Here is a 26970-nt window from a genome sequence, read left to right on the forward strand (position 1 = left end):
ATGATGGATGCATGTTCCACCTGCAGAAAGCGACCCAGGTCACATCCGCGGAGTCCGATCAGACGGGGAACGACATTCTGCTCCGGCTGGCCGAGCACTATCGCTATCCACCACGGCCGTCGGAGGGGCCCGGCGCCGCGGCCCCCTTCGTGCGGGCCAACATGGTGGCCTCGATCGACGGCGCCGCCACCCACGACGGGAAGTCGGGCGGCCTCGGCGGCGACGGAGACAAGACCGTCTTCCGGGTCTTGCGCGGACTCGCCGACGTCATCCTCGTCGGCGCCGGGACGGCGACCACCGAGGGATACCGCCAACCGCAACCCGACGAGGCGTTCGCGGACCTCCGGGAGGAGAACGGACAGACACCCGCGCCCGCGCTCGCCCTGGTGTCGCGGTCGCTCTCGATCCCGCCGGATTACCCGCCGCTGAGTCACCCCGACACCGTCGTACTCACCTGCGCGTCGGCCCCCGCGGATCGTCGCGCCGCGCTCGTCGACGCCGGTGCCACCCTGATCGACTGCGGCGAGGACGACGTCGAGACGTCGACACTGATCGAGACGTGCGGGAAGCGGGGCCGGCCGCGGGTGCTCTGCGAGGGCGGCCCGAGCCTGCTCGGTTCGATCATCGCCGACGACCTGCTCGACGAACTGTGCCTGACGACCAGCCCCCATCTGGCCGGCGGGCGCGCGGGACGCATCGTCACCCGCACCGAGGACGGGGAGGACACCGCCACCCTCAAGGGGATGTCACCGGCCGCGATCATCACCGACGACGACGGTTACGTCTTCACGCGCTGGCTGCGTCACGGCCGGTCGTCCATCCACTGACCGATCCGAACGGATCACTGCACGGCCGTCGCCGGGCGTCGTTGACTACGCTCGCGGACATGCGAAGAGCGCACGCCGTCACGGCAGTCCTGGGTGTGATCGTCGCGATCCTCGTGTCGTCGTGCGCCGTGGGCCCCGACCGGGGCCCCGAACTCATCCCCGGTGCCGGCGGCGGTCAGGGTCCCGCACCCTCGTCGTCCGCACCGCCCCCGGCGCCGGCGCTCGCCGTACCGAAGTCCGACCTCGAGTGGTCGGACTGTGCGGCAGGGACGGCCGGACGCTACGGGGTCGCCCGTCCGGCCGGGGTGACCATCGAATGCGCGGAGTTCGACTCCCCCGTCGACCGGAACAAGCCCGACGGTGAGGTCGTGCGGATCGCGGCGACCCGGGCCCGCACCGCGGCGACGCCCGCCGACGCGCCGCCGCTCGTCCTCACCTCGGGATCGGATCTCCCGTCGTCGCGGACGCTGATGGTGATGTCGTCCGGTCCGGGCCGGGCCTTCGTCGACGCCCACCCCGTGGTGGCCGTCGACCATCGCGGCATCCCCCAGAGCGGGGACCTCGACTGCATGACCCGGCTCGAGCGGAGCACGATCGCCGACAACGGGCTCACCACGCGCGGGACCACCACCCAGGCACGCATCTCGCGGCTCGCCGCGGCCGCGTCGTCGGCCTCGGACGGCTGTACCGAGACACTGACGCCCTACCAACTCAACTTCGGCGCACAGTTCGCCGCGGCCGACCTCGAGACACTCCGGCAGCGGTGGGGCGTCGAGCACCTGGGTCTCATCGGCGTCGGTGAGGGCTCCGACGTCGTCCTCGCGTACTCCTCCCTCTACGGCGGCCGCGCGGGACGCATCATCCTCGACACCCCGACGCCCTTCGGCGCGAACGCCCGCGATCGCGCGCTCCTGCGCGCCCAGGGTGTGCAGACCGCGCTGCAGGGATTCGCGCAGCGATGCTCGACGCTGGACGGTTGCACGCTCGGCACCAACGGAGTGCGGGTGATGACCGGTCTGCTCACCAAGGCGCGCGCCGGACGCCTGGACGGACTGTCGGACACCACCGCTCTCAACGCCATCACCACCACGCTCGCCGTCGCCTCGGATCGCCCCGAGGCACTGCTCGACCTGTCCCGAGCCATCACCGCCGCCGACCGCGGCGACACCGGTGAGCTGGTCCGGCTGGCCGACCGGGCCGCAGCCCTACGGACGACCGACGGCGCCCTGGTCTCGCGCTGCAACGACGTCACCGGCCCGGTGGGTCAGAACGAGATCCCCGGCCTCGTCGAGGCCTGGACCAAGCAGAGTCCGCTGACCGGCTCCGACAGCGCGCTGTCGCTGGTCCGCTGCAACGGCTGGGCGTCGGGCACCGCCGTCCGTCCCCCGTCGTCACTGCCCGCCGACCCGCTGGTCCTCAACGGCACCCGGGACCCCATCAACGGCGGTAGCGGCGCGGGCACGCTCGTGCCGCTGTTCATGAACGCCGGAGCCGAACCGGTGACCGTCAGCTGGGACGGACTGGGCTTCTCGGTGCTGGGCCGAAGCGCCTGCGCGGCACAGGTCGCCGCCGAGTACGTGAAGAAGGCACCGCTCGAAGGACCGACCCAGCGGGGTTGCCCCGCCTGACCACCCGTGACCGGCACCGGCCCGGAGGGTTCTGCGGAAGGTCCCGACCCGCTCGTAGTACGGTGCGCGGGTGGCCAATCTCGACAGGTATCTGTATCCCCAGATGAGCGCGCAACGGATCATCCCGATGATCCTGTGGCCGATCAGCCTGCTCATGGTGGTGCACCGGTCGGTGTTCCTCGGCGTCAACGGCGACCGCACCGACGATTTCAAGCCGGTGTACGCGGCGGCCTACAACTTTCTGAACAACCTGCCGGTCTACGGCGAGAACTACGCCACGGTCGACCCGCACTACCTGTACCCGCCGTCGGGCACCCTGCTGATGGCGCCGGTGGCGATCATCGACTACGAACGTGCCCGCTGGGCGTTCATCGCGGTCAGCGTGGTGGCACTGCTGATCTCCGCCTACCTGTTGACCCGGATGTTCGGGTACGCCCTGAACTCCTGGGTGATGCCGACGGTCCTGTTCGTGTTCTTCTTCACCGAAACCGTCTCGCACACCCTGATCTTCACGAACTTCAACTCGTTCGTCCTTCTCGGCATGATCGCATTCCTCATGCTGATGCGCTCACGGCACGACTGGTGGGCCGGTGTCCCGATGGGCCTGACGATCGCGGTGAAACCGATTCTGGCTCCACTGATGCTTCTCCCCCTGCTCAACCGGCAGTGGCGGGTGTTCGTCTTCGCCGTCGTGGTCCCCCTCGTGCTGACCGCGGTCGCCTGGCCGCTCTCGGTCGACGCCGACGCATTCATCAGCCGGACTGTTCCCTACCTCGGCGAGGCCCGCGACTACTACAACAGCTCGATCGCCGGCAACGGCGCCTACTTCGGGGTCTCGCCGTGGCTGGTGCTGCTGTTGCGCGCCGCCTTCGTGGTGATGGCCGCGTTCTCCCTGTGGTTCCTCTACCGTTACTACCGCAAGACCAACGAGCTGCTGTGGCTCGCGACATCGTCGGGCGTGCTGCTGGGCACCGCGTTCCTGGTGGGTTCGCTCGGCCAGGGCTACTACTCGATGCTGCTGTTCCCGCTGCTGATGACGGTGTTGCTTCCGGGGTCGGCGATGCGGAACTGGCCTGCCTGGCTCGGCGTGTACGGCTGCATGACGTTCGACAGCTTCTACTCGCAGCGGTGGACGGCCTTCGGCTGGATGGTCGAGTACAACAAGGTGACCTGGGGATGGTCGCTGCTCATGATCGCGGTGTTCTGCTCGCTGCTGTTCCGCTGGCTCGACATGCGATCCGACGGCGTCGCCGGTGAGGACGTGGTGATGCGGTCGGAGACCGACGCTCCCCCGGCACCGACGGCGAAGTCCGACGACTCGCTGTCGCTCTCGAAGTAGCGCCGCCGCGCGCCGCGCTACCGAGGTGCATGCCGCGCTAACGTGGAACCCATGACCGACAGCAAGCCCGAGACCGAGAACCTCGCGACACTCACCGACGAGGAGTGGAAGCAGCGCCTGACCCCGGCCGAGTACCGTGTCCTGCGCCAGGCCGGCACCGAAGCACCCTTCACCGGTGAGTACACCGATACCAAGACGGTCGGCGTCTACCGCTGCCGGGCGTGCGACACGGAGTTGTTCCGCAGCGAGCAGAAATTCGAATCCCACTGCGGCTGGCCGTCGTTCTTCTCACCCCTCGCCGGCGACAAGATCATCGAGGTCGAGGACAACTCGCTCGGCATGAAGCGAGTCGAGGTGCTCTGCGCGAACTGCAAGAGTCACCTGGGGCATGTGTTCGCCGGCGAGGGCTACGACACCCCCACCGACCTGCGCTACTGCATCAACTCGATCAGCCTGAAACTCGAGCCGGCCGAGTAGCGCTGTAGCACAGCAGGTTCGGAGGGAGCAGGACTAGCCGTTCTGCTCCTTCTCCTTCTGCTCCTTTTCCTTCGCCTCCCGCTCTTCCTTTTCCTTGGCCTCCCGCTCTTCCTTCTCCTTCTGCGCCTTCTCTTCCTTCTCCTTGTCCGGGTCCTTCTCCTCGGGCTGCGGGATGTCGATCTGGTGGTCGTCGACCGGCTCCTCTACGGGCGGAGCCGCGACAGGCGAGATCCGGTCCAGCGGCGTGTGTTCGAACGAGCCAGGATCGGATCGTTCGCGGTCGCGACGCCGCCGGCCAGTGCAGCCGAGAACATCAGTGCTGCGATGATGCGGACCGCGGGGACGAGATGGGTCATGGGGGTTCCTTCACGTCGGGTAGAACGGTGCTGTGTCCCTCGTGAGACGAAGCTCACACTCCCGTCATAACAGAACTTATGGCGTTTTGTCCGTTTTCACCCTTTGCGGCGACCTGGGTCGGTCGACCAAGTCGCTTGTGCCACAGCCATATTCAAGAAGAATCGGGAAACTCCACCCAGAAAAAGGGGGCACCCGCGGTGTCCGCGGGTGCCCCCTTCAACGGTAGGCAACTGGGCCATCACACCGCGGGCGACCGCTCGGGTTCGGTCGACTCCTCGACAATGGGCCAAGCCGGCTCCACCAGCACATGCTCGAACGACGCCGGATCGGATGCCGGGTCGTTGCCGCCGCCCGGGTCGCCGGGTACATGCGAGATGACTTCAGGCGCGCAGGGAGCGTGCTGACCGTTGGCGAGATTCATCTTGCACGGTTCGGCATTCGCGGTTGCGACGCCACCGGCGAGCGCCGCCGAGAACATCAGGCCGGCGATAACCCGGGCCGCGGGAGCGATTCGGACCATGTGCTTCCTCCAGATCGAGAGCAATTCGTTACCTCTTCTTGAGGCTCCATTCACCTTTCGCTCACCGTGATCTGATCCGCAGGAGTTTTGTCCGCTTTTCATCTAACCGGGCGACACAGGTCACTCCCCACAAAAAGCAGGGGCACCCGCGGTGATCGCGGGTGCCCCTGCTGGAGGTCTCTCGGTCAGGGCAGGGCGTCGATGAGCGCCGAGACCTCGACGCGCGGCCCGGTGAAGAACGGCGTCTCCTCCCGAACATGCATACGGGCCTCGGTGGCGCGCAGGTCACGCATCAGATCGACGATGCGATGCAGTTCCGGTGCCTCGAAGGCCAGCAGCCACTCGTAGTCGCCGAGGGCGAACGACGACACCGTGTTGGCGCGGACGTCCTTGTACTCGCGGGCGGCCTTGCCGTGGTCGGCGAGCATCTTGCGACGCTCCTCGTCGGGCAGCAGGTACCACTCGTAGGATCGCACGAACGGGTACACGCAGATGTAGTTGCCCGCTTCCTCACCGGCGAGGAAGGCCGGGATGTGGCTCTTGTTGAACTCCGCGGGACGGTGCAGCGCCACGTTGCTCCACACCGGGTTGCAGGCACGGCCGAGGACGGTCTCGCGCCGGAACTTCGCGTAGGCGGCCTGGATGGACTCGACGCCGGCGGCATGCCACCAGATCATGAAGTCGGCGTCGGCGCGGAGACCCGACACGTCGTACACGCCGCGGACCACGACGCCGGTGTCCTCGAGGGACTTGAAGAAGTCGGCGGCATCCGACTTGGCCTGGTCCCGGTCGGTGCCGAGCTCGCCGGGGCGAACGGCGAACACCGAGAACATCAGGTAGCGGATCGTGGAATTGAGTTCTGCATAATCCAAGCGGGCCATGACTGACATGGTGCCACCGTGTCCGGCGGGACGAACAGTCAGGTCAGGTCGGTCAGCAGAGCCGACACGGCGCGTCCGGCCTGGCCGATGCAGGCCGGGACACCGACCCCCGCATACGACGACCCGGCGAGCGCGAGCCGACGCGGACGGGACGCGGCGACCTGCGCCATCGTGGCCAGGTGTCCGGGACCGTAGACGGGCAGGCCGTTGGTCCAACGCTGCACGTAGGTGTCGACGACGTTCGGCGATGCGGGTGCCACGCCGGCGGCCCGGCACACCTCGTCGAGATCCTCGAGGGCCTCGGTCCGCAGCCGGTCGTCGACACCGGGTTCTTCGTCGACGCTCGGTACCGGGGCGCCGAACCGGCCGAACGACGCCCGCACCGACACCGGCGCGTCGTCGTGCGACAGGTGTCCCCACTTCTGTGAGCTGAGCGTGAACGCCTTGGCGCGCAGACTCTCCCCGGTCCCGACGAGAACGCCGGAGTGATCGGGTACCGGCGTCCCGGGGGCCAGCGCGATCGACACCACGACCGACGACGCACCCCGGACCGCACGTAGCGGGGCGGCGAAGTCGGGTAGCGAACCGCGCAGGAGATGCCCGGCCTGCCACGCGGGGATCGCGAGGATGACACCGTCGTAGTCCCGGATGTCCTCGCGGGCACCGCCGGCGACATCGAGCGTCCAACCGGTGGCGGTCGGCTCCAGGCCGCGGACGTACGAGCAGAGTTCGGGTTCGACGGCCGCGGCGGACCGGAGCGCGTCGAGCAGGACCCGGTAGCCACCCACAAGAGTGCCGAACACGGGACCCGAACCGGTGGCGTCGGCGACGAGGCCGGAAACGGCCGCGGTCAGGTTGGGCGCACCGCCGTCGAGACGCGCCACGAGGGCCGGGAGCGCCTCACGCAGACCGATGTCGGCGGCGAGGCTCGAGTAGACGCCGCCCAGCATGGGATCGACGCTGCGGGCGACCACGGACGGACCGAAACGGTCGGCGACGAGGTCCCCGACCGTCGGGTCCGCGGACGCGTCCCAACTCCAGGGACGATGCGGCTCGGTGCGGAGGAGTTCCAGGTCGGCGGGGTCGGCGAGATCGGCGACCGCCTCGGGGGTCGCGGGGATTCCCATGAGCGCCGGGGCCGGCAGTGGGTGCAGGCGGCCGCCGGACCACACCGACGGACGCCGGCCGGTCGGTGACACGACCCGGTCCCCCAGACCGAGTTCGTGGACCAGGCCGAGCGCTTCGGGTCGTCGGACGATGAACGCCTCGGCCCCGACGTCGACCGACTGGCCACCGACCGTCGTGGTGTGCAGGATGCCGCCGAGCCGCTCGCTCGCCTCGAGGACGTCGATCTCCGCGTCGGCGCCGAGTTCGCGACGCAGCCGGTACGCCGCCGTCAGGCCGGAGACACCTCCGCCGACGACCGCGATCCGGCGCCGGGCAGCCATCAGAGGCTGTGGATCAGTTCGACGACGCGGGTGAGGACGTCCGGGTCGGTGCCCGGCAGCACGCCGTGGCCGAGGTTGAAGATGTGGCCGATCGCGCCGGCCGCGAGCGCCCGGTCACCGTCGGCGACCACACGACGCACCTCGCTGTCGACGACCTCCGGTCCCGCGAAGAGCATCGTCGGGTCGAGGTTGCCCTGGACGGCCTTGCCGGGGCCCACGCGACGGACGGCCTCGTCGAGCGGCACCCGCCAGTCGACGCCGATGACGTCGGCCCCGACATGGGCCATGGGCGCGAGCAGTTCACCCGTCCCGACACCGAAGTGGATGCGCGGAACGCCGTATCCGGCGACCTCGGCGAGGACGCGGGCGCTGTGCGGTGCCACGAAACGCTGGTAGTCGGCTGCCGACAGCATGCCCGCCCAGGAGTCGAAGAGCTGGATGGCGTCGACGCCGGCCTCGAGCTGGACCTGCAGGAAGACGATGGTGATGTCGGCGAGGCGGGCCATCAGCTCGGCCCAGGTCTCCGGGTCGCCGTGCATCATCGCCTTGGTGCGCTCGTAGTTGCGGCTCGGTCCGCCCTCGATGAGGTACGACGCGAGGGTGAACGGTGCACCCGCGAAACCGATCAGCGCGGTGTCGCCGAGTTCGGCGAGCAACAGTTCGATGGCGCGGGAGATCGCGCCGACCGAGGCGGGTTCCAGGCGCGGGATGCGGGAGACGGCGTCCGCCGACCGCACAGGTTCGGCGATCACCGGACCGGTGCCCGCGACGATGTCGAGGTCGATGCCCGCGGCCCTGAGCGGGACGACGATGTCGGAGAACAGGATCGCGGCGTCGACGTCATGACGACGCACCGGCTGCATGGTGATCTCGCAGACCAGCTCGGCGTCGAAGCAGGATTCGAGCATGCCGTGGTTCGCGCGGATGGCGCGGTACTCGGGCAGCGATCGGCCCGCCTGCCGCATGAACCACACCGGACGGCGTGACGGGGTCCCACCCGTGGCCGCGGCGACGAGCGGCAGGTGCGACCGATGGACCCGGGTACCAGTTACGTTCGACATCACCGCTCACTCTGCCATGTTCGGCGATCTGACCCGCCCCGGGTCGCCTCGCGCCACCCTTCCCGGTCCGCGTCCCCATTTCTGGGGCCGGTGACTCGGCGCGCCTCCGCCGCTGCCAGGCACGACACACCTACGGTCGAACGGTGACTTCCTCGGGAGCTCCGGACGAGCCTGCTGATTTCCGCGCGGCGGTGGAGTCGCTGCATGCTGCCCGCGTCCGCCGTGAGATCGAGGTCGGCCCCATCCGCCCGCCGCAGCGGCTGGCGCCGTACAGCTATGCGGTCGGCGCCGAGGTGCGCCCGCCGGACGACCCCGACGTCGTCCCCACCGATTCTCAGGGCACCGCCTTCGGACGGCTGATCCTGTTGTACGACCCGGCCGGCCAGGACGCCTGGAACGGGACGATCCGCCTCGTCGCCTACCTGCAGGCAGAGGTCGAGGCCGCCCTGGCGATGGACCCGCTGCTGCCCGAGGTCGCCTGGAGCTGGCTGTCCGACGCCCTCGGCGTGCCGGTCGGTGAGAGCAGCACCCCCGCCTCCCCCAACGGCACCGCACACCGCATCGAGGTGACCGCCCTCGGCGGCACCGTGACGTCGACGACGTCGGTGCGCTACGGCGACATCGCCGGACCGCCGCGCGCCCACCAGCTCGAGGTCCGGGCGTCGTGGACCGCGCTGACCGCCGAGGGTCTCAACGGACACCTCGAGGCGTTCTGCGAGGTTCTGTCGTCGGCTGCCGGCCTCCCGCCGACGGGCGTGACCCAACTCGGCGCGACGTGAGCACTGTGGACACACCACCCGAGAACCGAGCAGCCGAGAACAACCCCCCAGGGGACGAAGCCCCCGAGGTCGAGCCGTTGCTCGCCCCCGCCGGCGGTGTCCCGCCGGTGCTCTCGACCGCGGCGGAGTTCGCCGACGCCGCGCGAGCACTCGCCGCGGGCGAGGGACCCATCGCCGTCGACACCGAACGCGCCTCCGGTTACCGCTACTCCCAGCGCGCCTACCTGATCCAGATCAAACGACGCGGCTCGGGCAGCTTCCTGCTCGACCCGATCGCCGATCCCGAGGCACTCGCCCCGGTGATCGACGCGCTACGCGGGCCCGAGTGGGTGCTGCACGCCGCCGATCAGGATCTCCCCTGCCTACGCGAGCTCGGCTTCGAATGCGTCGAGCTGTACGACACCGAGCTCGCCGGGCGCCTGCTCGGCCTCGCCAAGGTGAACCTCGCCGCGATGGTCGCCCAGTTCCTCGGGCTCGGCCTGCTCAAGGGTCACGGCGCGGCGGACTGGTCACGACGACCGCTCCCCGACGACTGGCTGAACTACGCCGCCCTCGACGTCGAGGTGCTCGTCGAACTCCGGGACGCGATGGACGCGGCACTGGCCGAGTCCGGCAAGGACGGCTGGGCCCGCGAGGAGTTCGCCTACGTGCTGTCCCGCCCGCCGGCCCCCCCGCGCACCGACCGCTGGCGCAAGACCTCCAACATCCACACCGTGAAGTCGGCTCGTGCACTCGCGGCGGTCCGCGAATTGTGGACGGCGCGCGAAGAATTGGCGGAGCGCCGGGACGTCGCTCCGGGTCGCGTCCTGCCCGACACCGCGATCGTCAACGCTGCGACCGTCGACCCGAAATCGAACAGCGAACTGACCCGCCTGCCGGTCTTCGGTGGCCCTCGCCAGCGTCGCCAGGCCGGGATCTGGCTCAGCGCCCTGCAACGGGCCCGCGAACTCCCCGACAGCGAGTTGCCGGCCCGCAAGACCACCGGCCCCGGGCTTCCCCCGGTGAGCCGCTGGGAACAGCGCAACCCGGAGGCCGCGGCGCGGATGCAGAAGGTCCGCCCGGCGCTCAAAGAGGTCGCCGAGCACCACACCCTCCCGGTGGAGAACATCCTCGCCCCGGACGTCGTCCGCCAGCTGTGCTGGGACGGACTGGCCGAGCCCGTCACCACCGAGGCGATGGACGCACACCTCACCGCCGCCGGAGCTCGTCCGTGGCAGCGGCAGCTCAGCGTGGACGCGTTGACCGAGGCGTTGCGCGAGGCCGGGACGACCGAGACCACATCGTCGGAGTAGCCCCGCTCCGAGTTGGGTAAGAGACCCTCCGACAGGCACGACCTCGCAACAGGCACGACCTCACGGAATGGGAGCACTCAGTGGCCACAGTCTCCGTCGGCATCGACTCTGACCTCGACCCGGGCGCAGCCTGGGCACTCGCCGGCAACCTCTCGCGCTTCGACGAGTGGATGACCATCTTCGGCGGGTGGAAGTCCCCGGTCCCCGACTCGATCACCGAGGGGACGAAGGTCTCGTCGCTGATCAAGGTGAAGGGGTTCCGCAACGTCATCCACTGGACCGTCGTCCAGTACGACGAACCACGGTTGATCGCACTGTCCGGCACGGGCCGCGGCGGGATCGACATCGACCTCGCGATGAAGGTCGACGAGATCGTCGACGGCTCGCACTTCGACCTGTCCGCCGACGTGTCCGGCGGTCTGCTCAACGGACCCGTCGGGCGTCTCGTCGCCAGGGTGCTGGAATCCGATGTGCACAAGTCGATCTCGAATCTGGCCACCCTGCGCTGAGATCGATGGTCACAGGTCGGCGCCGACCTCCGGCGCCGACCTGAGGCATCAGTCCTCGGCGCGACTCTGTGCGGGATCCGCGGGGCTCTCGATCTGGCGCTCCAGCGCCGGACCGGCCTGCATGCCCGACACCGTCGCGGTGATCGAGCGCGCGAGATCCTGGGCGGTCAGACCGAGGTCGCCGAGGATCTCCCCGCGCGAGGCATGTTCGATGAACGCCTGCGGGATTCCCTTGATCTGCACCGGAACAGTCACCTCGGCCGCCGAGAGTGCTCCCGCGACAGCCGATCCCACTCCGCCGCTGACGCAGCCGTCCTCGAGGGTGACGACCAGGCGGTGACGACGGGCGACCTCGACCACCGAGGTCGGCACGGGCAGCACCCAGCGCGGGTCGATGACCGTGGCCTCGATGCCCTGCTGCCCGAGACGTTCGGCGGTGTCGACGGCGAGGCTGCAGAAGGCACCGACCGCCACGATGAGCACGTCACCGGAGGCCGGGCCGAGATCGCGATCGCTGCGGTGAAGCACGTCGACCCCGTCGTCGAGACGTTCGACCGCGCGGATGTCTTCGGGGACAGCACCTTTGGAGAAGCGGAGGGCGGTCGGGCCGTCGTCGGTGCCGAGCGCCTCGTCGAACTCCTCGCGCAGCCGGACCGCGTCCCGAGGCGCGGCGACCCGCAGACCGGGGACCATCGCCATGAGCGAGAGATCCCACATGCCGTGGTGGCTCGGGCCGTCGGGCCCCGTGATGCCCGACCGGTCGAGGACGAGGGTGACCGGCTGCTTCAGCAGCGCGACGTCCATCAGGAGCTGGTCGAAGGCGCGGTTGAGGAAGGTCGAGTAGATGGCGACGACCGGATGCAGGCCGCCGAGAGCCAGGCCGGCCGCCGAGGTCATCGCATGCTGTTCGGCGATACCGACGTCGAACATGCGGTCCGGGTAGCGCTCGCCGAACGGCGTCAGGCCGGTGGGGCCGGGCATGGCCGCGGTGATCGCTACGACGTCGGGGCGGTTGGCGCCGGCGTCGAGCAGCGCGGCCGAGAAGACCTTGGTCCAGTCCTGCGGTGCGACGCTGGTGGGTCGCCCGGTGACGGGGTCGATGATGCCGGTGGCGTGCATCTGGTCGGCGACGTGGTTCTCGGCGTGGGCGTAGCCCATACCCTTGCGGGTGACGGTGTGCACGATGACCGGTCCGCCGAAGTCGTGGGCGTGCCGCAGTGCCGACTCGACGGCGTTGATGTCGTGTCCGTCGACGGGGCCGACGTACTTGAGACCGAGGTCGGTGAACATCGCCTGGGGTGCGAGCAGGTCCTTGAGACCGCTCTTCATGCCGTGGAGGACCGCGTAGGCGGGTTCGCCGACCACGGGCATCTGCTTGACGACGCGGCGGCTCTCGTCGAGGAACTTCTCGTAGCCGGGTTGCAGGCGCAAACCCGACAGGTGGCTCGCGAGACCGCCGATGGTCGGGGCGTAGGACCGGCCGTTGTCGTTGACGACGATCACCACGGGACGGTTGCAGGCGGCGATGTTGTTGATCGCCTCCCAGCACATGCCGCCGGTGAGCGCGCCGTCGCCGACCACCGCGACCACGGTGCGGTCGTTCTGTCCGGTCAGCTCGAAGGACTTGGCCAGGCCGTCGGCGTAGGACAGCGCGGCCGAAGCGTGGGAGGACTCGACCCAGTCGTGCTCGGATTCGGCGCGCTCCTGGTAGCCGGTCAGACCGCCGCGCTGGCGCAGATGATCGAAGCCGTCTTTGCGGCCGGTCACGATCTTGTGGACGTAGCACTGGTGGCCGGTGTCGAAGAGGATCGGATCGTGCGGCGAGTCGAAGACCCGGTGGATTCCGAGGGTCAGTTCGACCACGCCGAGATTGGGGCCGAGATGACCGCCGGTCGCCGCCACCTTCTCGATCAAGAACGTCCGGATCTCGGAGGCGAGAGTCTCCATCTCCGCTTCCGACAGTGACCGCAGATCGGCCGGCGAGCTGATCCGGTCGAGCACACCCATCGTTTCCTCCATCACGTGATGCCCCCGGGAACCCCGGTTCGCGATTCCGGGAGAAACCCCCCGGCTCATAACCCGTCAGTCTACGGAAGCATTCGGCACGACCCCGCCCCTCGGATGGTCGACGACCTCACTCGGCGGGTGGAGCTCAGACCGGAACCAGGCACGCGATGGCCTCGACATGGTGCGTGAGCGGGAACGCGTCGAAGCCGCGCACCTGCGCGACGCGATATCCGGCACGGGCGAAGAGACCGAGATCACGTGCGAAGCGGGCGGCATCACAGCCGACGTGCGCCACCACGGCCGGTTCGGCGGCCGCGATCGCCTCGACGACCCGCTCGCCGGCGCCGGTGCGCGGCGGGTCGAGGACGACGACGTCGGGCGCCGCCCCGAGGTCGTGGACCCGGGCCGCCACCTCACCCTGATGGGTGACCACGCGATCGCCGTCGGCGTCGAAGGTCCGGGCCGCGGCCGCCAGTGCGCCCGCGTCGGAGTCGACGATGTGGACCTCCTCGAGGCCCGTTCGGTGGTGGTCGAGCAACGCGCCGGCGAAGACCCCGGCGCCGCCGTAGAGGTCCCATGCGACCCGCGGGCCGGTGCCGAGATGGTCTCGAACAAAGCCGACGACGGTGTCGGCGTAGGTCTGCGGCGCGGCGCGGTGCGCCTGCCAGAACCCGGTCACCGGGATGTCCCACGACCGGTCACCGACGCGATGCACCGCGGACTCGGCGCCCTCGACGACCACCTGTGCGCGGGGTCGGGAGCGGCGGCGACGGTTTTGCTGTGCGCGGCGTCGGGCGTCACCGTGCCGGACCTCGGCGACGGGTGCGAGTTCGGTGATGTGGCGGGTGCCGTCGGCGTCGAGGACCACGGCCAGTTCGGCGTGCGGGGTGAACCGGCGGCCGGCGAGGTCGTCGACCATTCCCGGCGCCGGCTGCACGCAGACGTCGTGGATCACCGCGGAACCGCGGAACGCGTGCTGTCCGGCGCGACCCCGTCCGTCGACGGCCAGCCGTGTCCTGATGCGCCAGCCGGTGTCGGTTCCCGGCAACCGGTCGACCCCCCGCGTCGCGAGGTCGGTGCCGGCGATCGTCGCCTCGTCGAGGTGACCGATCCGGCTCAGGACGTCGAGCAGCACGGCCTGTTTCAGGTCGCGCGCGTGCCCCGGCTCGATGTGCCCGAGATCGCAGCATCCCGCTCCCCCGGCCGCCGCCGGGCACACCACCGGAACCCGATGAGGGGACTCGTCGAGGATCTCGACGGCCTCGGCACGCCAGTACGAGTCGTGGCGGTCGTCGGTGATCTCGGCGACCACGCGTTCGCCCGGAATCGCGCCGCGCACGAACAGGACCCGACCGTCGGCACGTCCGACCGCCTCCCCACCGTTCGCGGGACGATCGACGGTGACCTCGACGCGCCGCGTCGGTGCCGGGGGTGTCACAGTGTGCGCTCCGATTCGCCCAGGGCGCGGCGGGTCTCACCCGGCGCCCAGTACCTCTTGGTCTCCTTGCGGCGGTCCGACGACGTGAGCTGCCAGGGCACCGAGGTCACCATCACCCCGGGTTCGAACAGCAGGCGTCCCTTGAGCCGCAGCGCGGATTGATTGTGCAGGATCTGCTCCCACCAGTGTCCGACGACGTATTCGGGTATGAACACGGTCACCACGTCGCGCGGGGACTCACGGCGGATGCGTCGCACGTAATCGATGACCGGCCGGGTGATCTCGCGGTACGGGGAGGCGATGACCTTCAGCGGGACCGTGATGTCGCTGGCCTCCCACTCGGAGACGAGTTTACGGGTGTCCCGGTCGTCGACGTTCACCGTGATCGCCTCCAGGACGTCCGGTCTCGTCGCCCGGGCGTAGCGCATGGCCCTCTTGGAGGCCATGTGCAGACTCGACACGAGAACGATCGAATGCGTCCGGCTGGGCAGCACGCCCTCGTCGTCGGTCTCGGCCCGGTCGAGCTCGCGCTGAACCGACGCGTAATGGTGGTGGATCAGCTTCATCAGCACGAAGATCGAGACCATGGCGAGCACCGCGATCCAGGCACCGGCGGTGAACTTCGTGATCAGCACCACCACCAGGACCGTGGCCGTCATCACCAGGCCGACCGAGTTCACCACCCGCGACTGCATCATCCGCCGCCGGGCACTGGGGTCGGTCTCGGTGCGCAGCAGTCTTGTCCAGTGCCGCACCATGCCGGTCTGACTCAACGTGAACGAGACGAACACGCCGACGATGTAGAGCTGGATCAGCGCGGTCACCTGCGCCCCGAACGCGACCACGAAGACTATCGCCGCGGCCGCCAGGAACAGGATGCCGTTGCTGAACGCGAGGCGGTCGCCACGGGTGTGCAACTGTCGCGGCAGGTATCGATCCTGCGCCAGGACCGAACCGAGCACCGGGAAACCGTTGAACGCCGTGTTCGCGGCCAGCAACAGGATCAGCGCGGTGGCCACCGCGACGAAGAAGAAACCGGCCGGGAACGAGTCGAAGACCGCGTGAGCCAGCTGCGCGATCATCGCCTTCTGCTGGTAGCCCTCGGGGGCACCGACGAGGTCCTTCGACGGGTCCATCACGTACTTCGCGCCGATCTCCTGGGCGAGCATGACGATGCCCAGCAGCAGGGTGATCGAGAATGCGCCGAGCATGAGGAGGGTGGTCGCGGCGTTGCGGGACTTGGGTTTCCGGAACGCGGGGACACCGTTGCTGATGGCCTCGACCCCTGTCAGCGCGGCACATCCGGAGGAGAACGAGCGCGCGACGAGGAAGACCAGCGCCAGTCCGGTGAGGTTGTCCTGTTCGGCGACGATACCGAAGTCGGCCGTCTCCGAACGGATCTCCTCGCCGAGGACGAAGATCTCGGTGAACCCCCAGACGAGCATGCCCAGCACGCCGACGATGAAGGCGTAGGTCGGGATGGCCAGGAACGCACCGGATTCCTTGATGCCGCGGAGGTTCACCGCCGCCAGGATCAGGATCGCGCCGACGCAGAACCAGACCTTGTGCTCGTTGACGAACGGCACGGCCGAACCGATGTTCTCCGCCGCCGACGTCACCGACACCGCAACCGTCAGCACGTAGTCGACGAGGAGAGCGCTGCCGACCGTCAGGCCGGCGTTGGGGCCCAGGTTGACGGTGGCGACCTCGTAATCGCCACCACCCGACGGATATGCGTGCACGTTCTGCCGATAGCTGGCGACCACGACCGCGAGGACCACCGCGACGGCGACGGCGACCCAGGGGGTGAACGCGAGCGCGGTGATACCGGCCACCGACAGGACGAGGAAGATCTCCTGGGGCGCGTAGGCCACCGAGCTCATCGCGTCGGACGCGAAAACCGGGAGGGCGATCCGTTTGGGGAGCAGAGTGTGACCCAGCTTGTCGCTGCGGAAGGGCCTGCCGAGCAGGAGGCGCTTCGTCGCGACGGACACCTTGGAGACGGTGGACACCAGGCAACCCTAGAGCGTCCGCATCGTGGCGGGTAGGTTCGACTCGCGGCACGCAGGTCGCGTCAGGAGAGGAATGTCGTGCAGGTAGTCATCATGGGTTGCGGGCGCGTCGGATCGTCGCTCGCGATGGCGATGCAGAAACGCGGACACGACGTCGCGATCATCGACCGGGACCCGTCCTCGTTCGCCCGGCTGTCCACCGATTTCGCGGGCCGCACGATCACCGGCGTGGGCTTCGACCGGGACATCCTCGTCAAGTCCGGGATCGAGCACGCCGACGCCTTCGCCGCGGTGTCCTCCGGCGACAACTCCAACATCATCGCCGCCCGCGTGGCCCGGGAGACCTTCGACGTCGAGCGCGTCGTCGCCCGCATCTACGATGCCAAGCGTGCCGAGGTGTACGAGCGTCTGGGCATTCCGACCGTCGCGACCGTGCCGTGGACGACCGAACGTTTCGTCTCCGCGCTCGGCGAGACCGCGACGGCCGAGTGGCGTGACCCGTCCGGTTCCCTGGCCGTCGCCGAGATCGACGTCGACGAGTCGTGGATCGGGGTGTCGGTCGCCAAGTTCCAGGAGCAGACCGGCGCTCGCGTGGCCTTCCTCAACCGGGTCGGCCGGCCGATCCTGCCCGAGTCCAAAACCGTTCTCCAGCAGGACGACGTGGTCTACGGCGCCGTCCTGCTCGACCACCTGGCCGACGCGCGCAGCATCGCCGCGGGACCGTTCACCCAGGCCGAGTCCTGAACACCCCGGAACACCAGAGCCCCGAACACCGAGGAGTCATCCTGTGAAGGTCGCCATCGCCGGAGCCGGCGCGGTCGGGCGCTCGATCGCCCGCGAACTCCTGGTCAACTCGCACGACGTCACGCTGTTCGAGCGCAAGGCCGACCACATCGACCCGGACTCGGTGGCGGGCGCCAAGTGGATCCTCGCCGACGCCTGCGAACTCGCGAAACTCGAAGACGCGCAGTTGCAGACCTTCGACGTGATGATCGCCGCGACCGGCGACGACAAGGCCAATCTGGTCGTGAGCCTGCTGGCCAAGACCGAGTTCGCGATCAACCGCGTCGTCGCGCGGGTCAACGACCCGCGCAACGAGTGGCTCTTCGGTGAGGACTGGGGCGTCGACGTCGCCGTGTCGACCCCGCGCCTGCTGGCCTCCCTGGTCGAGGAGGCGGTATCGGTGGGTGACCTGGTCCGCCTCATGACCTTTCGCCAGGGACAGGCGAACCTCGTCGAACTCACCCTGCCGTCGAACACCCCGATGGCGGGCAAGCCGGTACGCAAGCTCGAACTCCCGCGCGACGTGGCTCTGGTCACGATCCTGCGGGGCGGGCGCGTCATCGTGCCGCAGAGCGACGACCCGATCGAGGGCGGCGACGAGCTGATCTTCATCGCCCCGTCGGAGGCCGAACCTGCCCTCTACGACGCCATGCAGATCACACGCTGACGATCACGCGCTGACGGTCTCTTCCTCGCGGACCGCGCGGCGGACGAGCAGGACCGTCGCGAGCACCGCGAGAGCCGTGAGCGGCCATCCCATCGCGATCCGGGTGAAGGCCAGCCATCCGGTGGCACCGAGGTCGTAGAGCTCGGACTGGGCGAGATACCGCGCCGCGAAGACCAGGGCCCACAGGGCGGTGGCGATGTCGTAGGCGCGCAACGTCCGACGATGCTTGCGCCAGGCGGTCCCCTGCCCGTTGACGAGGTGCCAGGCGACACCGATCAGCGGCCAGCGCACGACGATGGAGATCACGAACACGATCGCATAGGTGAGGGTGGTCCAGATCCCGAAGAGGAAGTATCCCTTGGCGTCCCCCACCCGGTTGGCGATGAAGACGCAGATCGCCACGCCGAGAAGGCCGGAGATCGCCGGGGAGAGCCCTTCGCGGCGGACGAGCCGCACTCCGAAGACGAGGGCCGCGGCGGTGAGCGCGGCGACGATGGCGGCCGTGAGGCCGAAGAACGAGTTGACGGGGACGAACACGACGACCGGGACGGTCGAGTAGATCAGGCCGGAGACGCCGCCGATCTGTTCCAGCACCGTGGGGGCCGGCTCGAGGCCCGGTTCCTGCTCGACGTCGTGGTCGGCGGACTCGTCGTCCGACCTGCCGGTGTCACTCGTGGGTGTCACTCGTCGTCGCTGCCCTGCAGCTCGTAGTAGGGGTTGTAGATCACCTTGTGGCCGTCCTGCAGGGCGAGTCGGCCCCGTACGGTCACCTTGCGGCCGGGTTCGATGCCGGCGATGCGATTGCGGCCCAGCCACTTCAGCATGACGGTGTCGGAGCCGTCGAAGAACTCCGCCTTCACGCCGGCCTTGGCCGTGCGTGAACAGGTCTCCACCGCGCGCAGCTCGCCGTGCATGGTGACCTCCTCGCCGCGGGTGCAGTCCGACGCGCGTTGTGCGCCCGTCGCCTTCGACTCCTCGGCGATTCGCTCCGCGTCGACGTCCCCGAGGTCTTCGGTGAGTCGGCGGGTCAGTCGCTTGAGATAACCAGCTGTGGGCATCCCAACCTCCCAATGGATTTCAACCGGCGCCAGGGCTTCCGCCGTAGCGTCCGTGGCCACCGAACGAATGATCGGTGGCTGTCCGCCAGCGTAGACCCGGCACCCTCCGGTGACAACGTGGACGACTGGGGCGCACCCGCAGTCCCGGGACACCCTAAGGGATGATCTCTGGGTGCCTCGCATCCGGATGACAGTTGATGCCGTCGTGGACAGTCCGCAAACACGAAAACCCACCGCGCTGGTGGTGATTCCCGGGACCGGTTCCGATGCCGACCACGTCACACGTGCCTTCGGTCACGCCGCCGCGACGCTCGGGGTGGAGCTGGTGGCACTCGAGCCGACGTCGGCTCTCGTCGACGGACACCGTCGAGGCCTCGACCGCGCGACGGCCGAGCACGACTGCGTTCTGGTCGGAGGAGTGTCGATCGGCGCCGCGATCGCCCTCGAGTGGGCCCTCGCCGACCACGTCGGACGTTGTGCGGGCGTGTTCGCGGCCCTACCGGCCTGGAGCGGGGACGCCGACTCCGCGCTCGCCGCCGCGAGCGCACGGGCGACCGCCGACGCGATGGAACGGAACGGACTGGAGGCGACGGTCGCCGAGATGGCGGCGAGCAGTCCGGACTGGCTGGCCGAGGAGCTGTCCCGTTCCTGGCGCAGACTGCACCCCGAGGTCATCGGTCAGCTGCGTGACGCGGCGCGCTACTGCGCCCCGACACCCGCACGGATAGCCGGGCTCACCGTTCCGCTGGCACTCGTCGCGGCGCCCGACGACGCGATCCATCCGATCGCCGTCGCCCGAGCCTGGGAGGACGCAGCACCGCATTCGGCGCTGGTCGAGGTCACCCTCGAGGGGTGGGGCCGTGATCCCGCGCTGCTCGGTGCGAGTTGCCTCGATGCATACCTACGCGTCGAGCCGTCGGCCGGGCCGCAGCGGGATCAGCGCCGACGGAAGAAGCGCTGCATCGCCGAGCCCGACGACGGCGGCAACGGAGCGTCGTCCTCGGGGTCCGGGTCGGCGGTGACCGACGGGTCGTCATGTCCACCCGACCCGCCCCCGGCCGGGGTCTCGGTGTAGGAGTTCTCGCCGTAGACGGTGGCGTGTGCGACCTGGTCCAGTGCTCCCCCGGCAACCCCGTCCGATTCGTCGGCGGCCGGGACCTCGGGGGCGGGCGCCTGGGCCTGCGACCCGGCCCCTGCCTCCGCCTCCGCCTCGGCGAAGATCTGCTGTTGCGCGGCGGCCACCTGGTCGGCGAGCACCGGCGGCAGCACGATCGGGAGGGGTTCGCGCGGCGGGTGCGGCTCGGAACCGCGACGCACGACGGTCTCGGCCAGCACGGCCCGGCTCAGGCGCGCGAGATCCTCGGCGCTCTCCGACGGACCGCTGCCGACACAGCGCACGAGCCACCGCGGGCCGTCGACGCCGATGAAGCGGTGCGTGCCGCCCTCGACCTCGGCCACGACCTCACGGCCCCAGTGGCCGTCCTCGATGCTGGTGGCCGCACCGCCGTCGCGCAGCGACTCGGCCAGTTCGCGGACCACCTCACGCCACATCCCCGGCGACTTGGGCGCCGCGAAGGCACTCACCGAGATCCGGCCGATCGGGGTGACCAGGTAGACGTTCTGGGGCTGGTGGGTCTCCGACATCTCGACGGTCACCTGCCCGCCCTCGACCACCGGCACGAGCACGGAGCCCAGGTCGAGATGGGAGTTCTCCAGCTCGCTCGTCTCCGTCGCGAGGGCGTCGATGTCGTAGGGGCCCAGTGCCTGTCCGACCCGCAGTTCGTCCGAACCGTTATTCGTCATCGCCTACTCCTCGTTGATCCGCATTCGTGTTGAAGATTAATCGACGCGGGGGCAGACGACGCCCGGCGTGTCGCGCTCAGCCCAGGACGGCGTGGCCGCCGCTGGACCCGTATCCGCCGTCGCCGCGGCTGGTGTCGTCGAGTTCGTCGACCTCCACGAAGTCGGGCAGCTCGACGCGCTGCACGATCAGCTGCGCGATCCGGTCACCGCGCGAGATGGTGATGGACTGCTCGGGGTCGAGATTGATCAGGCAGACCTTGATCTCCCCGCGATACCCCGCGTCGATCGTGCCGGGCGTGTTCACGATGGACAGGCCGGCGCGGGCGGCCAGCCCGGAGCGCGGATGGATCAGCCCGACGGTGCCGAACGGCAGCGCGATCGCGATCCCGGTGCCGACCAGCTGCCGGCGTCCCGCGGGCAGCTCCAGGTCGATCGTCGAGCACAGGTCCACGCCCGCATCCCCGGGATGAGCCCGGGTGGGCAACGGCAGATCGGGGTCGAGTCGACGGACCGCGATGGGCGGCGGAGGGGGGAGATCTGGGGTCACGCACGCAGACTACGCTGGTCAACGTGACCGCACCTCAATCGCCTGACAACACCGGCGGCACGTCGGAGAATCCGGCGACGCGCCGCGACTCCGGGTCCGCGGACCTGTTCGACGAGCGCCTGCACGTGCCGTGGTGGTGGTGGCTGGCCGCCGCCGTCGTGACCGGCGTGGTGGGCTACGAGATCCAGTTGTCCGCCCACGGCAGCAAGTGGAGCGTGATCGGCTATGTCGTCACCGCCATCCTCGGTGTCCTGGTGCTGTGGTCGATGGGCCGCACCCGCGTCCGGGTGACCGCCGACCGCGAACTGCAGGCGCATCGTGCGCGTCTGCCGCGGGCCGTCGTCGCGCGCGGCGCCTCGATCCCGGCGACCGCCAAGAGCGCCGCCCTCGGCCGGCAGCTCGACCCCGCCGCCTACCTGGTGCACCGCTTCTGGGTGAAAACCATGGTCCTCATCGTCCTCGACGATCCCGACGACCCGACCCCGTACTGGCTGGTGTCCACCCGTCGCCCGGCCGAGCTGCTGGCAGCGCTCGACATCCCGGACGCCGCCGCGGATCGCCCGTCGACGACCGCCTGACGACACCGGGACGTCACACAGGACACGACGAAGGGGCCGCGCCTGATGGCGCGGCCCCTTCTTCGTCAGGCCCTGTCTGTCAGGGACTCGTCGTGCTCATCCGCGGGTGATCCGCGGAACTCACGCGCAGTCGACGCAGATCAGCGAGTTGCCGTTCTCCTCGGCCAACCGGCTACGGTGGTAGACGAGAAAGCAGCTGGTACAAGTGAATTCGTCGGCCTGCTTCGGGATGACCCGGACCGACAGTTCTTCACCGGAGAGATCGGCCCCGGGCAGTTCGAAGGACTCCGCGGTGTCGCTCTCGTCGACGTCGACCGCCGCGGACTGCGCCTCGCTCCGACGGGCCTTCAGCTCCTCGAGCGAGTCTTCGTTGAGGTCCTCGGCCTCGGTGCGTCGTGGCGCGTCGTAATCAGTAGCCATTGTGTGCCTTACTTGTTGCGAGTGTGAGGGGGCGCTCTCGGTTCCGGCTCGGCCGTCACCAGGGGTGTGCGCACGACTCCGCCGGGATTGTCTAGCCGGTGGGGTCACTACAACACCGGCTCGAGCGCAATTCGTTCCCGAGAATCCGGCGTATTGTGTGACTTCGGTCACGGTTCGATGTCGGCTGCACCCCGAGTCTGGAAGCGCGAGCGCCCGAAGAATAGACCACGTCCAGTCAATCGTCAATGCGGCACCGCGGATTTGTCCGAAATCGGGCGTTTGACGCAGGTCGGGCCCGTAGGTGAGGTCACGACACGGCACCGGCGGCGAGGCTCGCACCCGCGGCGCGATCGACCCTCTAGAGTGTTGCGGAGATCGCGCGGGGCGTCGTTCCCGGTGCAGTACACCCGCTCGTGAGTTTCCCCAGTGAGGAGTCGTTCCACGGTGGTCTCGAAGATTACGACCGGCTACCCGACCGACGAACAGGGCCGCCCGTACCCGCGCCGCCGGTATGCCCCGGCGATCATCACGGTGGTGGTCCTCATGGTCCTCGGCGTGATCGTCTGGGCGGTCGTGCTCGGCAGCGACGACAGCGAATCGGTTCCCACGGCTTGTAATCAGCCGTCCCCGGCAACCGCCACGGAGGCCGGCGCGCCGGAGCCGGCGGAGCCGCCGGCCCTCACCCCGGTCCCCCGCGACGAGATGCTGGAGGTCGCACCCGCCGCCCTGTCGACCTTCCAGGTCCGCGTCCTCAACGCCTCCGAGGAACGAGGCGCTGCCCGATCGGTGTCCGAGGACCTCGCGGCCCAGGGCTTCACGCCGGCCGTCGACACCCCGTTCGCCGACGATCCCGTCTACGTCAACCGGGATCTCAACTGCGTCGCGCAGATCCGGTTCGGTCCTGCGGGCCGCGCCTCCGCCGCGGCCGCCTGGCTGGCGTTCCCCTGCGCGCAGCTCGTCGACGACGGACGCCGGGGTACCGCGGTCGACGTCGCACTCGGTACCTACCACTCGGGTGGTGAGCTCTCCCAGGACGCGCAGGCGGCGCTCGAGGCACTGCGGTCGGCCGATCCCACCAACCCCGAGACCGGTGCCGATCCCGCCCTGGTGAAGGCGGTCCACTCGGCCCCGTGCTGAGTTCGTCCTAGACCAGCGGTTCCCGCGCCCCGACCTCGTCCAGCAGTCCGAGGAACTCGTCGGCGATACCCGGTGCGACGGCCACGGTGATGTGCCCCTCGTCCGCCCGGGAGTCCGGCGGCGGGGTCACCACGACCGCACCCGCCTCGGCGGCGATGAGACCGCCCGCAGCCCAGTCCCAGGGACTCAGGCCGTGTTCGTAATGGGCGTCGACCGCGCCGGAGGCCACCATGCACAGATCGAGCGCCGCGGCACCGATCCGCCGGATGTCCCGCACCTTCGGGAGCAGCTCCGCGACGATCCGTCCCTGCGCGCGCCGACGGTCGGCTGCGTAACCGAAACCCGTTGCCACGAGGGCGAGTTCCGCACGGTCGACAGGATTGCAGCGCAGCGGCACTCGGTCGCCGTCACCGTCGGCGACCCAGGCACCGCCGCCCAGAGCGGCCCCGTAGACGACCTCGCGCGCCACGTCGACGACGACGCCGGCGACCGAGCGGCCGTCGACCTGCGCCGCCAGCGACACCGCGTAGGCGGGGACGCCGTACATGAAGTTGACCGTGCCGTCGATGGGGTCGACCACCCAGCGCACACCGGACGGGACGGCACGACTCCCGCCGTGCTCCTCCCCCAGGACCTCGTCGTCGGGCCTCGCCTGGTGCAGGAGCTGCCGGATGAGGCGTTCGGTCTCGGTGTCGGCGACGGTGACCGGATCGGTTTCCGTCGACTTGGTCGACACCGGGTTAAGTGCCGGTGTCGCACCGAACAATTCGGGTCGGCGGCGTCGCACGTGGGCGGCCGCCTCCTGCGCCACGTCCACCGCGATGGCGGCCAGTTCGTCCACCGGAATTGTCTGATCCACGTGTTCCATGTCAGCACATCGGCGGCCGGGACCGTTCACCGGTGAGGCGAAGCAACGCATCTGGAGGGATGCCGCGCGTGCGGCGGCGGGCGCCGATAGCCTGATGTCGATCACCGCCGGCCGCCGAAGGGGACTCCGCCATGACCGACACGCCCGCCACCGACAGCTCGCCGACCCCCAGGAATCCGGGCTTCGGCGTCGACGTCGGCGGCTCCGGGATCAAGGGCGGCATCGTGGATCTCGACACCGGCGAACTCGTCGGCGAGCGATTCAAGGTGCTCACCCCGCAGCCGGCCACCCCGGAGGCGGTCGCCGCCGCGGTCGCCGAGGTCGTCGCCCACTTCGACTGGGCCGGTCCGGTCGGCATCACCCTGCCGGGCGTGGTCACCGAGGGCATCATGCGGACCGCCGCGAACATCGACAAGGCGTGGATCGGCACCGACGTCTACGAGCTGTTCAGCCGCCACCTCGGCGGGCGCGCGGTCTCGGTGCTCAACGACGCCGACGCGGCCGGGATGGCCGAGGACGCCTACGGCGCGGGCAAGGGCGTCGACGGCGTGGTGATGCTGCTGACGTTCGGCACCGGCATCGGCTCGGCGATCCTCATCAACGGCAACCTCGTGCCCAACACCGAGCTGGGTCACATGCAGGTCGGCAAGAAGGAGGCCGAGCACCAGGCGTCGTCGCGGATCAAGGAGGAGAAGGACTGGTCCTACGAGAAATGGACCGAGAAGGTGTCCGACGTCCTCAAGGCCTACGAGGCGCTGTTCTGGCCCAAGCTGTTCATCGCCGGCGGCGGCATCAGCCGCAAGGCCGACAAGTGGATTCCCCTGCTCACCAACAAGACCCCGGTCGTGCCCGCCACGCTGCTGAACACCGCCGGTATCGTGGGCGCGGCGATGGCGGTCTCACAGGGCATCAAAACCTAGGCCGCCGCGTCGATTGACCAGGGCTTTGTCACATCGGGCGAGCCGATGTCGTTACAATGGTCGTCACCGGTCATCTGAACCGAGAAACCAAGCCCTTGTCCACGGCGGCTCGTGCTGCCGTGTCACGTCTCACGGGACCCGACAAAGACTCCGCTGAAGAGAAGTTCGAAAGGTTGTACGTGGCAGCCATCAAGACCCGCCAGGGGGACGCCGAGGCCGACGAGACCCAGTCGACCACCGCCTCGACCGAAACCCCGGCCAAGCGGACCGCCAAGAAGGCTGCGAAGAAGACCGCTGCCAAGAAGGCGCCCGCGAAGAAGGCAGCAGCGAAGAAGGCCACCAAGAAGGCAGCCCCCAAGAAGGCAGCCAAGAAGGCCACTTCCGCCGAGGGTGTCGCCGACACCGACGCCGAGCCCGATGACCCGAACTCGATCGACGACATCGACGTCGCCGACGGCGAGCTCGAGGACGTGGAGATCGACGACATCGAGGTCGACGACGAGGACGAGACCGAGGACTCCGACGACGCGGACGAGTCCGAGGAGGCCGAGGCGGCACCCGCCGGCGCCAAGACCGCGGCAAAGGAGCCGACCAAGACCGACGCCGCCGCCAAGTCCGGTGACTTCGTCTGGGACGAAGAGGAGTCGGAGGCACTCCGCCAGGCCCGCAAGGACGCCGAGCTCACCGCTTCCGCCGACAGCGTGCGCGCCTACCTCAAGCAGATCGGCAAGGTCGCCCTCCTCAACGCCGAAGAGGAGGTCGAGCTCGCCAAGCGCATCGAGGCCGGTCTGTTCGCCACCGAGCGTCTCCGTCGGATGATGGATTCCGGCGAGAAGATCAGCACCGCGCAGAAGCGCGACCTGAACTGGATCTCCCGCGACGGCAACCGTGCGAAGAACCACCTGCTCGAGGCCAACCTCCGTCTGGTCGTCTCGCTCGCCAAGCGCTACACCGGCCGCGGCATGGCGTTCCTGGATCTGATCCAGGAGGGCAACCTCGGTCTGATCCGCGCGGTCGAGAAGTTCGACTACACAAAGGGTTACAAGTTCTCGACCTACGCCACGTGGTGGATTCGCCAGGCGATCACCCGCGCGATGGCCGACCAGGCCCGCACCATCCGCATCCCGGTGCACATGGTCGAGGTCATCAACAAGCTGGGCCGTATCCAGCGTGAGCTCCTCCAGGACCTCGGCCGCGAGCCGACTCCCGAGGAACTCGCCAAGGAGATGGACATCACCCCGGAGAAGGTGCTGGAGATCCAGCAGTACGCCCGGGAGCCCATCTCGCTGGACCAGACCATCGGCGACGAGGGCGACAGCCAGCTCGGCGACTTCATCGAGGACTCCGAGGCGGTCGTCGCGGTCGACGCGGTGAGCTTCACCCTCCTGCAGGATCAGCTGCAGTCGGTCCTCGAGACGCTGTCCGAGCGCGAGGCGGGCGTGGTGCGTCTGCGCTTCGGTCTCACCGACGGCCAGCCCCGCACCCTCGACGAGATCGGTCAGGTCTACGGCGTCACGCGTGAGCGCATCCGCCAGATCGAGTCCAAGACGATGTCGAAGCTACGCCACCCGTCGCGGTCGCAGGTTCTCCGGGATTACCTGGACTAGTTCCGCA

General features: G+C 69.2%; 27 protein-coding genes and 1 pseudogene. 14 read left to right on the forward strand and 14 right to left on the reverse strand.

Annotation, left to right across the window (positions count from 1 at the left end; genetic code table 11):
* The first annotated feature begins 11 nt into the window (after positions 1–11).
* The 4 genes from PWF70_RS13590 to msrB all read left to right on the forward strand — a co-directional run bounded on the left by PWF70_RS13590 (position 12) and on the right by msrB (position 4271).
* A complete protein-coding gene (locus PWF70_RS13590; protein WP_035751411.1) occupies positions 12–827 on the forward strand; it encodes a dihydrofolate reductase family protein in 816 nt (271 codons plus the stop codon).
* A gap of 59 nt (positions 828–886) precedes the next feature.
* The gene (locus PWF70_RS13595) at positions 887–2455 is read left to right on the forward strand and encodes an alpha/beta hydrolase (protein ID WP_241548882.1); all 1569 of its coding nucleotides are present in this window, start codon (positions 887–889) and stop codon (positions 2453–2455) included.
* Positions 2456–2525: 70 nt separating this feature from the next.
* Positions 2526–3794, forward strand: coding sequence for a glycosyltransferase family 87 protein (locus PWF70_RS13600; protein ID WP_006357293.1), 1269 nt, complete (start codon positions 2526–2528; stop codon positions 3792–3794).
* Between the two features lie 51 nt (positions 3795–3845).
* Positions 3846–4271 carry a peptide-methionine (R)-S-oxide reductase MsrB gene (gene msrB / locus PWF70_RS13605; RefSeq protein WP_035751674.1) on the forward strand — a complete coding sequence of 142 codons (426 nt, stop codon included), beginning with the start codon at positions 3846–3848 and terminating at the stop codon, positions 4269–4271.
* A 203-nt stretch (positions 4272–4474) separates the two neighbouring features.
* Here msrB and PWF70_RS13610 read toward each other — a convergent pair whose 3' ends face one another.
* The 5 genes from PWF70_RS13610 to hemE form a co-directional block, all read right to left on the reverse strand.
* Positions 4475–4627 carry a hypothetical protein gene (locus tag PWF70_RS13610; RefSeq protein ID WP_230461800.1) on the reverse strand — a complete coding sequence of 51 codons (153 nt, stop codon included), beginning with the start codon at positions 4625–4627 and terminating at the stop codon, positions 4475–4477.
* A 239-nt stretch (positions 4628–4866) separates the two neighbouring features.
* Entirely contained in the window at positions 4867–5148 is a 282-nt protein-coding gene (locus PWF70_RS13615; RefSeq protein WP_042375786.1) for a hypothetical protein, read from the reverse strand.
* 185 nt (positions 5149–5333) lie between these two features.
* Positions 5334–6029, reverse strand: a complete 696-nt coding sequence (hemQ, locus tag PWF70_RS13620; protein WP_006357290.1) for a hydrogen peroxide-dependent heme synthase — start codon at positions 6027–6029, stop codon at positions 5334–5336.
* A 38-nt stretch (positions 6030–6067) separates the two neighbouring features.
* On the reverse strand, positions 6068–7477 hold the full coding sequence (locus tag PWF70_RS13625) for an FAD-dependent oxidoreductase (RefSeq protein WP_155225338.1): 1410 nt from the start codon (positions 7475–7477) through the stop codon (positions 6068–6070).
* Positions 7477–8538 (reverse strand): uroporphyrinogen decarboxylase, encoded by a 1062-nt coding sequence (gene hemE, locus PWF70_RS13630; protein WP_155225339.1) that lies wholly within the window; start codon positions 8536–8538, stop codon positions 7477–7479. The genes PWF70_RS13625 and hemE overlap by 1 nt, the downstream gene beginning before the upstream one ends.
* A 143-nt stretch (positions 8539–8681) precedes the next feature.
* On the opposite strand from hemE, the gene PWF70_RS13635 reads away from it, so the two are divergent.
* The 3 genes from PWF70_RS13635 to PWF70_RS13645 all read left to right on the forward strand — a co-directional run bounded on the left by PWF70_RS13635 (position 8682) and on the right by PWF70_RS13645 (position 11118).
* Positions 8682–9317, forward strand: a complete 636-nt coding sequence (locus tag PWF70_RS13635; protein WP_035751407.1) for a DUF3000 domain-containing protein — start codon at positions 8682–8684, stop codon at positions 9315–9317.
* Between the two features lie 5 nt (positions 9318–9322).
* The gene (locus tag PWF70_RS13640) at positions 9323–10609 is read left to right on the forward strand and encodes an HRDC domain-containing protein (protein ID WP_006357286.1); all 1287 of its coding nucleotides are present in this window, start codon (positions 9323–9325) and stop codon (positions 10607–10609) included.
* Positions 10610–10689: 80 nt separating this feature from the next.
* On the forward strand, positions 10690–11118 hold the full coding sequence (locus PWF70_RS13645) for a type II toxin-antitoxin system Rv0910 family toxin (protein ID WP_042375783.1): 429 nt from the start codon (positions 10690–10692) through the stop codon (positions 11116–11118).
* A 48-nt stretch (positions 11119–11166) separates the two neighbouring features.
* Here PWF70_RS13645 and dxs read toward each other — a convergent pair whose 3' ends face one another.
* From dxs to PWF70_RS13660, 3 genes are all read right to left on the reverse strand, one after another.
* Positions 11167–13125 carry a 1-deoxy-D-xylulose-5-phosphate synthase gene (dxs, locus tag PWF70_RS13650; RefSeq protein WP_006357284.1) on the reverse strand — a complete coding sequence of 653 codons (1959 nt, stop codon included), beginning with the start codon at positions 13123–13125 and terminating at the stop codon, positions 11167–11169.
* Positions 13126–13270: 145 nt separating this feature from the next.
* The gene (locus tag PWF70_RS13655) at positions 13271–14563 is read right to left on the reverse strand and encodes a class I SAM-dependent RNA methyltransferase (RefSeq protein ID WP_006357283.1); all 1293 of its coding nucleotides are present in this window, start codon (positions 14561–14563) and stop codon (positions 13271–13273) included.
* Positions 14560–16575 carry an APC family permease gene (locus PWF70_RS13660; protein ID WP_006357282.1) on the reverse strand — a complete coding sequence of 672 codons (2016 nt, stop codon included), beginning with the start codon at positions 16573–16575 and terminating at the stop codon, positions 14560–14562. Before PWF70_RS13660 ends, PWF70_RS13655 begins: the two co-directional genes overlap by 4 nt.
* 78 nt (positions 16576–16653) lie before the next feature.
* On the opposite strand from PWF70_RS13660, the gene PWF70_RS13665 reads away from it, so the two are divergent.
* Positions 16654–17319: a potassium channel family protein gene (locus PWF70_RS13665; RefSeq protein WP_006357281.1), complete on the forward strand. Its 666-nt coding sequence runs from the start codon at positions 16654–16656 to the stop codon at positions 17317–17319.
* A gap of 43 nt (positions 17320–17362) precedes the next feature.
* Complete coding sequence (locus PWF70_RS13670) at positions 17363–18025, forward strand: potassium channel family protein (RefSeq protein ID WP_035754141.1); 663 nt, start codon at positions 17363–17365, stop codon at positions 18023–18025.
* Positions 18026–18028: 3 nt separating this feature from the next.
* Here PWF70_RS13670 and PWF70_RS13675 read toward each other — a convergent pair whose 3' ends face one another.
* Both PWF70_RS13675 and PWF70_RS13680 read right to left on the reverse strand, forming a co-directional pair.
* On the reverse strand, positions 18029–18709 hold the full coding sequence (locus tag PWF70_RS13675; protein ID WP_006357279.1) for a DUF3159 domain-containing protein: 681 nt from the start codon (positions 18707–18709) through the stop codon (positions 18029–18031).
* A complete protein-coding gene (locus PWF70_RS13680; protein WP_006357278.1) occupies positions 18706–19083 on the reverse strand; it encodes an OB-fold nucleic acid binding domain-containing protein in 378 nt (125 codons plus the stop codon). The genes PWF70_RS13675 and PWF70_RS13680 overlap by 4 nt, the downstream gene beginning before the upstream one ends.
* A 187-nt stretch (positions 19084–19270) precedes the next feature.
* Between PWF70_RS13680 and PWF70_RS13685 the strand changes: the two are divergent.
* Positions 19271–19993: pseudogene (locus PWF70_RS13685) on the forward strand (alpha/beta hydrolase); the annotation flags it as partial.
* Between the two features lie 26 nt (positions 19994–20019).
* Here PWF70_RS13685 and PWF70_RS13690 read toward each other — a convergent pair.
* Both PWF70_RS13690 and dut read right to left on the reverse strand, forming a co-directional pair.
* A complete protein-coding gene (locus tag PWF70_RS13690) occupies positions 20020–20886 on the reverse strand; it encodes a DUF3710 domain-containing protein (RefSeq protein WP_006357276.1) in 867 nt (288 codons plus the stop codon).
* A 76-nt stretch (positions 20887–20962) separates the two neighbouring features.
* Positions 20963–21433 carry a dUTP diphosphatase gene (dut, locus tag PWF70_RS13695; protein WP_155225340.1) on the reverse strand — a complete coding sequence of 157 codons (471 nt, stop codon included), beginning with the start codon at positions 21431–21433 and terminating at the stop codon, positions 20963–20965.
* 23 nt (positions 21434–21456) lie between these two features.
* Between dut and PWF70_RS13700 the strand changes: the two genes are divergently transcribed.
* Positions 21457–22011 carry a DUF3093 domain-containing protein gene (locus PWF70_RS13700; RefSeq protein WP_035754139.1) on the forward strand — a complete coding sequence of 185 codons (555 nt, stop codon included), beginning with the start codon at positions 21457–21459 and terminating at the stop codon, positions 22009–22011.
* Positions 22012–22131: 120 nt separating this feature from the next.
* Here the strand turns inward: PWF70_RS13700 and PWF70_RS13705 are convergent, their stop codons facing one another.
* Positions 22132–22431 carry a DUF4193 domain-containing protein gene (locus PWF70_RS13705; RefSeq protein ID WP_005197286.1) on the reverse strand — a complete coding sequence of 100 codons (300 nt, stop codon included), beginning with the start codon at positions 22429–22431 and terminating at the stop codon, positions 22132–22134.
* A 444-nt stretch (positions 22432–22875) separates the two neighbouring features.
* On the opposite strand from PWF70_RS13705, the gene cei reads away from it, so the two are divergent.
* Complete coding sequence (gene cei, locus PWF70_RS13710) at positions 22876–23568, forward strand: envelope integrity protein Cei (RefSeq protein ID WP_035754138.1); 693 nt, start codon at positions 22876–22878, stop codon at positions 23566–23568.
* Between the two features lie 7 nt (positions 23569–23575).
* Here the strand turns inward: cei and PWF70_RS13715 are convergent, their stop codons facing one another.
* A complete protein-coding gene (locus PWF70_RS13715; protein WP_006357272.1) occupies positions 23576–24436 on the reverse strand; it encodes an inositol monophosphatase family protein in 861 nt (286 codons plus the stop codon).
* A 131-nt stretch (positions 24437–24567) separates the two neighbouring features.
* Here PWF70_RS13715 and ppgK point away from each other — a divergent pair, with 131 nt between their 5' ends.
* A complete protein-coding gene (gene ppgK / locus PWF70_RS13720) occupies positions 24568–25356 on the forward strand; it encodes a polyphosphate--glucose phosphotransferase (RefSeq protein ID WP_035754137.1) in 789 nt (262 codons plus the stop codon).
* Positions 25357–25412: 56 nt separating this feature from the next.
* Complete coding sequence (locus PWF70_RS13725; RefSeq protein ID WP_259347561.1) at positions 25413–26963, forward strand: RNA polymerase sigma factor; 1551 nt, start codon at positions 25413–25415, stop codon at positions 26961–26963.
* The last annotated feature ends 7 nt before the right edge of the window (positions 26964–26970 follow it).

The sequence above is a fragment of the Gordonia sp. Swx-4 genome, assembly GCF_030316175.1.
In the GTDB taxonomy this organism is placed as follows: domain Bacteria; phylum Actinomycetota; class Actinomycetes; order Mycobacteriales; family Mycobacteriaceae; genus Gordonia; species Gordonia alkanivorans.